This window comes from Intestinimonas sp. HCP28S3_D6, assembly GCF_052065695.1.
Classification (GTDB): domain Bacteria; phylum Bacillota; class Clostridia; order Oscillospirales; family Oscillospiraceae; genus Intestinimonas.
The window spans coordinates 23,870-30,523 of record NZ_JBQHTM010000044.1 but is presented as its reverse complement, the minus strand read 5'-3'; the positions used below and the strand labels follow the sequence as shown (position 1 = coordinate 30,523).

The following is a 6,654-nucleotide window of genomic DNA, read 5'->3' as shown; positions in this document are numbered from 1 at the left end:
CCCCCCCCCCCCCCCCCCCCCCCCCGCCCCCCGCCCCCCCCCCCCCCCCCCCCCCCGTTTTCTGTGGGGCGGTTTTGGAACTGTTTTTGTGGGGCGTCGATGATCCGTCCATAAGCCTTCCCCTGGGGGGTCTGACTGTCCGGTGGACAGTCAGGGCAAATCATAATATCTTCCTCGGCCCGTGCTGTCGCCGCAGGCGACTGATGGGAGGAAAGGCTGGTTGATGTCCGGCGTATCCCCTCATCCGGCGGCTGACGCCGCCACCTTCCCCTCAGGGGAAGGCTATGCACCACCCACGCCGCAGCAACGGCAATCCCAGGCAGCGCCACCACGTCCCGACACCCACCCGCGCAGGCGGCGAAAAAATTGTGGATAGGACCACGGCTTTTCCCTGTTCCACCGGCGGAGTCACCTGTGGACGGTGCCGGTGCTCTATGGGGGCGTAAAGACGGGCCGCCGGATTCCTATTTGGAGCCACTCAACCCACACGGGAGCCCCTTTTTCTTTGGATTCCAAAAACCGTTCTTTTTCCAGCAGGGAAGCGAAACGGGTTTTGAGCCGTCTCTCCCGTCCTTCTGCGTAGCAGAAAGATAAAGAAACGAGATGTTAAGCCACGCCGCAAGGCTCCCCCTTAAGGAAGAAGTCATTTCTTCTGACGATCCACCGGACAGTCAGCCCCCCAAGGGAAGTGACTATCAGCCGCCTGAAAACAAAAAAAGACCTTCCGTGGGGAAGGTCTTTTTTCATGTTCAGTGTTCCGCCCGGTCGGTGCGGAAGAGGGCGCCCAAAAACTTTACCATGAGGGGGAAGTAGGTGCCGATAAAGACCAGGGTGGAGAAGAGGGCAAAGGCGGGCTTTTTCTTCCGTGGGATGGCCAGGCCCAGCAGGGTCCCCAGGGACAGCAGGCACAGCTTCAATGCGGCCACGTCCTCCAGGTCCAGCTCCCGGACCATGAGGCGGCCGGCGGCGATCCACTTTTTCACCATCAGAGACACTCCTTTCCCGATTCCAGCGCCAGCAGGGCGCCCTTGAGGTCCAGCCCCCCGGCGTAGCCGGTGAGGGCACCGTTCTTTCCCACCACCCGGTGGCAGGGGATGAAAATGGGCAGAGGGTTCACATGGTTGGCCTGACCCACCGCCCGGACGGCCTTGGGCCCTCCCACAGCGGCGGCAATCTCGCCGTAGGTGCGGGTCTCCCCGTAGGGGATGGCCCGCAAGGCAGCCCACACCGAGCGCTGAAAGTCCGTCCCCGCCGGGTCCAGAGGCAGGTCAAAGGCCCGCCGTGCCCCGGAAAAATATTCCTGCAGCTCTTCTCGGGCGGCCCGGAGCAGAGGGGTCTCCTCCCCCCTTCCCCCACGGTCCGGCAGGGTGCCGGGGAGCCAGAGCCGGGTGAGGGCGGCCTCCCCCGCCAGGGCCATGGGCCCGAAGGGGGTCTCGAAGCGGAGCCAGGCCATCAGTCATACCGACGGATGACGGCCACCACCTTGCCCAGGAGCTGGGCGCCGTCGCCGTCGATGGGCTCATACTCCGGGTTTTCCGGCATGAGCCAGACGTGGCCGTCTCTTCTGCGGAGGGTTTTGACGGTGGCCTCATCCTCGAAAAGGGCCACCACGATATCGCCGTTGCGGAAGGACTCCTGCTGGTGGACCACCACGTAGTCCCCGGGCAGGATGCCGGCGTAGAGCATGGACTCGCCCCGGACCCGGAGGGCGAAGTGCTCCCCGGAGAGGCGGCCGGTGTCGAAGGTGAGGTAGTCCTCGATGTTCTCCTGGGCCAGGATGGGGGCGCCGGCGGCCACGTCGCCCACCACGGGGACCTGGTTTTTGGGGGGCTCGGGGGTGCGGCGGCGCTCCGGGGCGGGAAAGCCCCCCGCCACAGTGATGGCCCGGGTCTTGCCCTCGGCCTTGGTAATGATGCCGGCCTCCTCCAGGCCCTTGAGGTGAAAGTGGACGGTGGAGGGGGATTTCAGGCCCACATACTCGCCGATCTCACGCACAGAGGGGGGATAGCCGTGGTCCTGCTGAAAGGAGACGATGAACTGGTAGATCTGCCGCTGTTTCTCCGTCAGACCCTTCATGGGCGGTCCCTCCTTTTTTGTAGGTAAGGTTATGTTATCATAGCATGCACAAAAAGTCAAACAAGCGTTCTAAGATATTTGGCAGGCAGCGTTCACAGAAAATTCATTGACAATACAACAGTTAGGGTCTATTCTATGTAAGCATGCTAAAGATAAACCGGCTAACTAATTTGGAGGTGGGGATGTGTGCCAGAGTAGAGCGGACAGCGATTTGCCGGGCATCACCTTCCAGGCGGTGGCCCGGGCCCGGAAGCAGCTCATGCTGGCGGAGCTGGCGGGGCGGGGCCTGGGAGACCTGGGCAATCCGCTGCTGCTGTTTTTGCTGAAGGACCGGGAGGGGCAGGTCTCCTCCCAGAAGGTGCTCTCCGACGCGCTGCGGGTGTCGCCGGCGTCGGTGGCGGTGTCCCTCAAGTCGCTGGAACGGGGCGGCTATGTGGAGAAGCTGCCCGGTGAGGCCGACCAGCGGCGAAAGATGGTGCGGCTCACCGACAAGGGACGAGAGGCGCTGGAGACCTGCTTTTCGATCTTCCAGGAGGTGGACCGGCAGATGCTGGACGGCTTCACCCCGGAGGAGATGGAGCAGGTCCGGGCCTTCCAGCTGCGGATGCTGCACAACCTGAGAGAATCTCTGCCTACGGAAAGGATGGACTGTTCATGCTGAAAAAACTCTTTCCCTATATGGGGGGGTATAAGCGCCTTGCGCTCATCACTCCCCTGCTGATGATCCTGGAGGTGGCCTGTGAGCTGGCCCTGCCCCGGTTCATGGCCAACATCGTGGATGTGGGCATCGTCCAGGACGACCTCAACTATATTCTGAAGATGGGCGGCATCATGCTGGTGCTGGCCCTGTGCAGTATGACCTGCGGTATGCTGGGCGCCAAGTTCGCCGCCATCGTGGGTCAGGGCTTCGGCGCCAACCTGCGCCGGGGCATCTACAACAAGGTCCAGGACTTCTCCTTCGCCGACATCGACCGGTTCTCCTCGGCCTCCCTCATCACCCGCATCACCAACGACGTCAACGCCATCCAGATGATGGTGACCATGGCCCTGCGGATGCTGGTCCGGGCGCCGGTGATGCTGGTGGCGGCCCTGGCGGTGGCCATCAGCATCAACGCCGAGCTGGCGGTGGTCATGCTGGTGACCATCCCCCTGCTGGTCATCGCCATCGGCATCCTGATGAGCATGTGCAACCGGCTCTTCCAGATCCTCCAGAAGCGCATCGACGCCCTCAACGGCACCATCCAGGAGAACCTGGTGGCCATCCGGGTGGTGAAGGCCTTCGTCCGGGAGGGCTATGAAAAGACCAAGTTCAAACACTCCAACGACGCCCTCACCAAGGCCACCATCAACGTGGATATGCGGGTCATCGCCATGATCCCCATCATGATGATGGCCATGAACGGCGCCACCGCCGCGGTCCTGTACCTGGGCGGCGGCCAGGTCATCGGCGGCGAGATGCTCATCGGCGACCTCTCCTCCTTCATCACCTACATTTTCCAGATCCTCATGAGCGTCATGATGCTGGGTATGAGCTTCCTCCAGCTCTCCCGGTCCATCGCCTGCGCCCGCCGTATCAACGAGGTGCTGGAGACGGAGCCCTCCATCGAGGACGGTCCCCTCACCCCCGCTGAGCTCCCCGAGGCCAAGGGCCGGGTGGAGTTCCAGAACGTGGACTTCAAGTACGACGCCGGCGGCACCGGTGAGAACGTGCTCAGCGGCATCGACCTCACCATCCGGCCCGGCGAGTTCATCGCCGTGGTGGGCGGCACCGGCACCGGCAAATCCTCCCTGGTCAATCTGATCCCCCGGTTCTACGACGTGTCCGGCGGCGCGGTGCTGCTGGACGGGGTGGACGTGCGGGACTACCCCCTGGAGGAGCTCCGCAAGCGCATCGGCATGGTGCTCCAGAACAACGTCCTCTTTACCGGCACCATCCGGGAAAACCTCCTGTGGGGCCGGGCCGACGCCACCGAGGAGGAGATGATCCAGGCCGCCAAGAACGCCCAGGCCTATGACTTCGTCATGGCCTTCCCCGACGGCTTCGACACCCAGATGGCCCAGGGCGGCACCAACGTCTCCGGCGGCCAGAAGCAGCGGCTGTGTATCGCCCGGGCCATGCTCCGCCACCCGGCGGTCCTCATCCTGGACGACTCCACCTCCGCCGTGGACACCGCCACCGACGCCAAGATCCGCCAGTCCTTCAAGGAGAACCTGGCGGGCACCACCGTCATCATCATCGCCCAGCGGATCTCCTCCGTCATGTCCGCCGACCGCATCCTGGTGCTGGACGACGGCAAGATCGCCGACATGGGCACCCATGACGAGCTCATGGCCCGGTGCGGCATCTATCAGGAGATCTACCAGTCTCAGCAGGAAGGGGTGCAGGAATAATGGCCCAGCAGAATCAGCACAACATGCCCGGCCCCGGCGGCCGGGGCGCCCGGGGCGGCTTCCAGAAGCCCAAGAACCTGGGCAAGACCATCGCCCGGCTCATGGGCTACCTGGCCCAGAAGAAGTGGCCCCTCCTGATCGTTCTGGTCTGCCTCCTGGGGTCGGTCTTTACCAACATCGCCGGCTCCAGCTTCATCAACCTGGTCATCATCAACAACATCGCCGGGGGCGTCTACACCTCCCCCGCCGGCCTGGCCGCCGACGTGGCCAAGCTCCTGGTCATCTACGCCGTGGGCTGGGTGTGCACCTATGCCCAGTCGGGCATCATGGTCCAGCTGGCCCAGCGGGGCACCAACCGCATGCGCAAGGAGCTCTTTGACCACCTCCAGACCCTGCCCCTCTCCTACTTCGACCAGCACCCCCACGGCGAGCTCATGAGCCGCTTCACCAACGACGCCGACAACGTCCAGCTGGCCCTGGAGCAGAGCGTGGTCTCCCTCTTCTCCAGCGTCCTGATGTTCGTGGGCATCGTGGTGGTCATGCTCACGGTGAGCCCCCTCCTCTTCCTGGTGTCGGTGTTCACCCTGGGCGCCACCTTCCTGGTGTTCAAGATGTTCGGCGGCCGGTCCCGGCGCTACTACCAGAAGCAGCAGGCCGACCTGGGCGCCGTCAACGGCAACATCCAGGAGACCATCGAGGGGCTGAAGGTGGTCAAGGCCTTCACCCACGAGGAGGCGGCCAAGGACCTCTTCAACTCCCTCAACGAGAGCTACCGCTCCTCCGCCACGGCGGCCAACTTCTACTCCACCGCCATCATGCCCATCGCCATGAACATCATGAACGTGGGCTACGCCCTCACCGCCGCCTTCGGTGGCGTCCTGTCCATCGTCATGGGCCTGCCCCTGGGCTCCTTCACCCTCTACCTCAACTACTGCCGCCAGGTGGGCCAGCCCATGAACCAGATCTCCCAGCAGCTCACCACCATCCTCTCCGCCCTGGCCGGCGCCGAGCGGATTTTTGAGTGCATGGATGAGAAGAGCGAGGTGGACGAGGGCTTCGTCACCCTGGTGCCTGTGGTCCGGGACGAGCAGGGCCGCATGGTACCCGCCGCCGCCGGCGCCCACGTCCACGACTGGGCCTGGAAGGTACCCGACAACAACCGCTTCGTCCTCACCCGTGCGGTGAAGGACGAGAACGACCAGCTGGTGGAGTGCCCCGAGGGCACTGAGGGCGCCATGTGGGCCTGGAAATACCCCAATGAGGGCGACCCGGCGTTTGGCCTCCACCGCATCCGGGGCGACGTCCAGCGGGAGGAGGGCTACGTCCTGGCCCAGCTCACCGGCGCAGTGCGGCTGAGCCACGTGGACTTCTCCTACGTCCCCGGCAAGCAGATCCTTCACGACGTGACGGTGTTCGCCAACCCCGGCCAGAAGATCGCCTTCGTGGGCTCCACCGGCGCGGGCAAGACCACCATCACCAACCTGGTCAACCGGTTCTATGAGATCCAGGACGGCGTCATCACCTATGGCGGCATCGACGTGAAGGCCATCAAAAAGGACGACCTGCGCCGCTCTCTGGGCGCGGTGCTCCAGGATACCCACCTCTTCACCGGCACCGTCATGGACAACATCCGCTACGGCCGTCTGGAGGCCAGCGATGACGACTGCATCGAGGCCGCCAAGATCGCCGGGGCCGACTCCTTCATCCGGCGTCTGCCCCAGGGCTACCAGACCATGGTCACCGGGGATGGCGCCAACCTGTCCCAGGGCCAGCGGCAGCTGCTGGGCATCGCCCGGGCCGCCGTGGCCGACCCGCCGGTGATGATCCTGGACGAGGCCACCTCCTCCATCGACACCCGCACCGAGCGCATCATTCAGAAGGGCATGGACGCCCTCATGGAGGGCCGGACCGTCTTCGTCATCGCCCACCGGCTGAGCACGGTGCGCAACTCCAACGCCATCATGGTGCTGGAGGGCGGGCGCATCATCGAGCGGGGCGACCACGACGACCTCATCGCCCAGAAGGGCCGGTATTATCAGCTCTACACCGGCGGCGCCGAGCTGGAGTAACAGGAATGAAAAACCTTCCCCTTTCCAGGGGGTAGGGGCGGCTATCAGCCGCCCGCCGCGGCAGCATGGTATCCCCTTTGTGTGGGGCGCGACGACCCCGGCGCGCCAAACCACCCAC

At 64.3% G+C, this 6,654-nt stretch carries 6 protein-coding genes; 3 read left to right on the top strand and 3 right to left on the bottom strand.

Annotated features, from left to right (window positions below):
- Window positions 1-749 precede the first annotated feature (749 nt).
- Genes ACTNBK_RS13405 through lexA form a run of 3 tightly spaced genes read right to left on the bottom strand, consistent with a single transcriptional unit; the run spans window position 750 to window position 2,076 of the window.
- Complete coding sequence (locus ACTNBK_RS13405) at window positions 750-986, bottom strand: permease of phosphate ABC transporter (protein WP_441146816.1); 237 nt, start codon at window positions 984-986, stop codon at window positions 750-752.
- Window positions 986-1,453, bottom strand: coding sequence for a methylated-DNA--[protein]-cysteine S-methyltransferase (locus ACTNBK_RS13400; RefSeq protein WP_441146814.1), 468 nt, complete (start codon window positions 1,451-1,453; stop codon window positions 986-988). The genes ACTNBK_RS13405 and ACTNBK_RS13400 overlap by 1 nt, the downstream gene beginning before the upstream one ends.
- The gene (gene lexA / locus ACTNBK_RS13395) at window positions 1,453-2,076 is read right to left on the bottom strand and encodes a transcriptional repressor LexA (protein ID WP_441146812.1); all 624 of its coding nucleotides are present in this window, start codon (window positions 2,074-2,076) and stop codon (window positions 1,453-1,455) included. The genes ACTNBK_RS13400 and lexA overlap by 1 nt, the downstream gene beginning before the upstream one ends.
- Before the next feature lie 184 nt (window positions 2,077-2,260).
- Here lexA and ACTNBK_RS13390 point away from each other — a divergent pair, with 184 nt between their 5' ends.
- From ACTNBK_RS13390 to ACTNBK_RS13380, 3 genes are read left to right on the top strand one after another with little or no spacing between them, the layout of a single operon-like run.
- The gene (locus ACTNBK_RS13390) at window positions 2,261-2,737 is read left to right on the top strand and encodes a MarR family winged helix-turn-helix transcriptional regulator (RefSeq protein ID WP_441146810.1); all 477 of its coding nucleotides are present in this window, start codon (window positions 2,261-2,263) and stop codon (window positions 2,735-2,737) included.
- A complete protein-coding gene (locus ACTNBK_RS13385; protein ID WP_441146808.1) occupies window positions 2,731-4,467 on the top strand; it encodes an ABC transporter ATP-binding protein in 1,737 nt (578 codons plus the stop codon). Before ACTNBK_RS13390 ends, ACTNBK_RS13385 begins: the two co-directional genes overlap by 7 nt.
- Window positions 4,467-6,536: an ABC transporter ATP-binding protein gene (locus ACTNBK_RS13380; protein WP_441146806.1), complete on the top strand. Its 2,070-nt coding sequence runs from the start codon at window positions 4,467-4,469 to the stop codon at window positions 6,534-6,536. The genes ACTNBK_RS13385 and ACTNBK_RS13380 overlap by 1 nt, the downstream gene beginning before the upstream one ends.
- Window positions 6,537-6,654: the final 118 nt, after the last annotated feature.

Coding starts and splice junctions, on each gene's coding strand:
- ACTNBK_RS13405 (WP_441146816.1), bottom strand. CDS start 986: ATGGTGAAAAAGTGGATCGCCGCCGGCCGCCTCATGGTCCGGGAGCTG.
- ACTNBK_RS13400 (WP_441146814.1), bottom strand. CDS start 1,453: ATGGCCTGGCTCCGCTTCGAGACCCCCTTCGGGCCCATGGCCCTGGCG.
- lexA (WP_441146812.1), bottom strand. CDS start 2,076: ATGAAGGGTCTGACGGAGAAACAGCGGCAGATCTACCAGTTCATCGTC.
- ACTNBK_RS13385 (WP_441146808.1), top strand. CDS start 2,731: ATGCTGAAAAAACTCTTTCCCTATATGGGGGGGTATAAGCGCCTTGCG.
- ACTNBK_RS13380 (WP_441146806.1), top strand. CDS start 4,467: ATGGCCCAGCAGAATCAGCACAACATGCCCGGCCCCGGCGGCCGGGGC.